Source organism: Rudaea sp. (assembly GCF_036383415.1).
In the GTDB taxonomy this organism is placed as follows: Bacteria; Pseudomonadota; Gammaproteobacteria; order Xanthomonadales; family Rhodanobacteraceae; genus Rudaea.
In genome coordinates this window covers 1-2,497 of record NZ_DASVOK010000302.1, presented here as the reverse complement: position 1 = coordinate 2,497, position 2,497 = coordinate 1, and the positions used below count along the sequence as shown (strand labels likewise).

4 protein-coding genes, 1 tRNA gene, 1 other RNA gene and 1 pseudogene are annotated in these 2,497 nt (G+C 63.8%); 5 read left to right on the top strand and 2 right to left on the bottom strand.

All coding sequences use genetic code 11. The annotated features are described in order from the left end of the window. The 4 genes and pseudogenes from VF497_RS11405 to VF497_RS11390 form a co-directional block, all read left to right on the top strand. Positions 1 to 316: pseudogene (locus tag VF497_RS11405) on the top strand (GTP 3',8-cyclase MoaA); the annotation flags it as partial. Positions 317 to 336: 20 nt separating this feature from the next. Continuing rightward, the gene (moaC, locus tag VF497_RS11400) at positions 337 to 840 is read left to right on the top strand and encodes a cyclic pyranopterin monophosphate synthase MoaC (RefSeq protein ID WP_330888769.1); all 504 of its coding nucleotides are present in this window, start codon (positions 337 to 339) and stop codon (positions 838 to 840) included. After that, positions 837 to 1,076, top strand: a complete 240-nt coding sequence (locus tag VF497_RS11395; RefSeq protein WP_330888767.1) for a MoaD/ThiS family protein — start codon at positions 837 to 839, stop codon at positions 1,074 to 1,076. The genes moaC and VF497_RS11395 overlap by 4 nt, the downstream gene beginning before the upstream one ends. Beyond that, complete coding sequence (locus tag VF497_RS11390) at positions 1,073 to 1,522, top strand: molybdenum cofactor biosynthesis protein MoaE (protein ID WP_330888765.1); 450 nt, start codon at positions 1,073 to 1,075, stop codon at positions 1,520 to 1,522. The genes VF497_RS11395 and VF497_RS11390 overlap by 4 nt, the downstream gene beginning before the upstream one ends. Positions 1,523 to 1,570: 48 nt before the next feature. Here VF497_RS11390 and ffs read toward each other — a convergent pair. Both ffs and VF497_RS11380 read right to left on the bottom strand, forming a co-directional pair. Beyond that, an RNA gene (ffs, locus tag VF497_RS11385) (signal recognition particle sRNA small type) lies at positions 1,571 to 1,667 on the bottom strand. 51 nt (positions 1,668 to 1,718) lie between these two features. Further along, a tRNA-Ser gene (locus VF497_RS11380) sits at positions 1,719 to 1,811 on the bottom strand. A 152-nt stretch (positions 1,812 to 1,963) separates the two neighbouring features. Between VF497_RS11380 and dnaX the strand changes: the two genes are divergently transcribed. Then, a partial coding sequence (gene dnaX, locus VF497_RS11375) for a DNA polymerase III subunit gamma/tau (protein ID WP_330888763.1) occupies positions 1,964 to 2,497 on the top strand: 534 nt, incomplete at its 3' end.

Here is a 2,497-nt window from a genome sequence, read left to right as displayed (position 1 = left end):
CGGCGAAGTCGCCGAGCGTTACCGGTTTGCCGACGGCGCGGGCGAAGTGGGTTTCATCAGTTCAGTTTCGCAGCCGTTCTGCGGCGATTGCTCGCGCGCACGCCTGTCGGCCGACGGAAAACTGTATACCTGCCTGTTCGCACGCCTCGGCTACGACCTGCGCGAGCCACTGCGCGCGGGCGTCAGCGACGAGGAACTGGCTGCGCTGGTCGCGCGGCGCTGGACGCAGCGTGCCGACCGCTACAGCGAGCAGCGTGCGGAGCTGCGCGCGCGCGGTGAGCAGAAGCACGTCGAAATGTTTGCTGTCGGCGGGTGAGCGAGGGATCATGAATACGTATGTCGAAGTCAAAACAGAATAGCCTGACTCACGTCGACGCCAACAACCGTCCGCGCATGGTCGACGTGGGCGCAAAAACGATCACCGCGCGTTCCGCGACGGCGCGAGTTACGGTGTGTTTTCCCTCCGTCGTCGCGCGCGCGTTGCGCGATGGCGGCATGCGCGCGAAGAAAGGCCCAGTGATCGATACCGCGATCATCGCCGGCACGCTGGCAGCCAAGCGCACGCACGCACTGATCCCGTTCTGTCATCCGCTCGCGATCGAGCGCTGCGATATCGCGGCGGAATTCGCAAGCGACACCGATCTGGAAATCCGCTGCACGGTGGCTGTTTCGCACAAGACTGGAGTCGAGATGGAAGCGCTGACCGGTGCGAGCGTCGCCGCACTGACTGTGTACGACATGTGCAAGGCGCTGTCGCACGAGATCGTCATTGCCGATCTGCGCCTGGTCGAGAAGTCCGGCGGCAAGCGCAACGTGAAGGGCGGGAAGGTCACGAAATGAACTATCGCGTGCTCTATTTCGCTTCGTTACGCGATCGCGCTGGCATGGACGCGGAGCAAATCCACTCGCTCGCCACAGACGCGCGCGGCCTGTACAGCGAACTGCGTGCACGGCACGGCTTTACCATGGGTGAGGACCGCCTTCGCGTCGCGATCAACGGCGCCTTCGCCCAGTGGGGACACACGCTGCATGATGGGGACGAAGTCGTGTTCATTCCTCCGGTGAGCGGAGGATGACGATGACCGCGTTCCGCATCAGCAACGACACTATCGATCCGGCCGCGCTCGCGCGCGCCCTCGTGCATGCGCGCACGGGTGCCTGCGCGACCTTCGAGGGCTGGGTGCGCGACCACAACGACGGCCGCGCCGTGCAGCGTCTCGACTACCAGGCTTATGCACCGCTTGCGCAGAGCGAGGGCGAGCGCATCATCGACGAGGCGCGCGAGAAATTCGCGATCATCGAAGCCTTCTGCGTACATCGCGCGGGTGCGCTCGCGATCGGCGATCTGGCCGTCTGGGTCGGGGTCAGCGCCGCGCATCGCGGCGCGGCGTTCGACGCCTGTCGCTACATCATCGACGAGGTGAAGAAGCGCGTGCCGATCTGGAAGAACGAGCACTATGCCGACGGCGAGTCGGGGTGGCTGCATCCGGACAATACGCCGGTGGCATCTGAGCGGAAATAAAGACAAATGCCGGCTTTCGCCGGCATGAGTTTATAGGGGAGGTGGCAGTCCCGTCAGCTGCATCCCGGCACCCGAATCATTCACTACCGTTGCTGCCTTCCGGCCCTGGCGGGGTTTGCAAACTATCGTCGCGAGAGAACCAACGGGACCGCCATAGGCGGCGACGCCGGCTCGATCCGGACATCGTTGCTGAAACTGGCGGAGAGAGCGGGATTCGAACCCGCGAAGCGGGTATAAGCCGCTTACACACTTTCCAGGCGTGCTCCTTCAACCACTCGGACATCTCTCCGCGCCTGGCGGACATTGTACCGCGTCCGACAGGGCGCGCGAGGATACAGGAGCGGCGATTTCGGCACAAGGACGAAACCGCTTGGTCTCGCCGCCGCAACTTGCGACAATCGACGCTTGTCGAACGAGCTTTCGAGCGCCATCTCAATCCGCATGTCCTATCAAGTCCTCGCACGCAAGTGGCGGCCGAAGAAGTTCTCCGAACTGGTCGGTCAGGAGCACGTCGTGCGCGCGCTCAGCAACGCGCTGGACAGCGGGCGCATGCACCATGCGTTCCTGTTCACGGGCACGCGCGGCGTCGGCAAGACGACGATCGCGCGCATCTTCGCCAAGTCGCTGAACTGCGAGAAGGGCCAGTCGTCGAATCCCTGCGGCGAATGCTCGACCTGCCGCGACATCGACGCCGGCCGCTTCATGGACCTGCTCGAGATCGACGCAGCGAGCAACACCGGCGTCGACGACGTGCGCGAGGTGATCGAGAATGCGCAGTACACGCCTTCGCGTGGCCGCTACAAGGTTTATCTGATCGACGAAGTGCACATGCTGTCGAAGTCGGCGTTCAACGCGCTGCTGAAGACGCTGGAAGAGCCGCCGGGGCATGTGAAGTTCCTGCTTGCGACCACCGACCCGCAGAAACTGCCGGTGACGGTGCTGTCGCGCTGCCTCCAGTTCAATCTGAAACGCCTG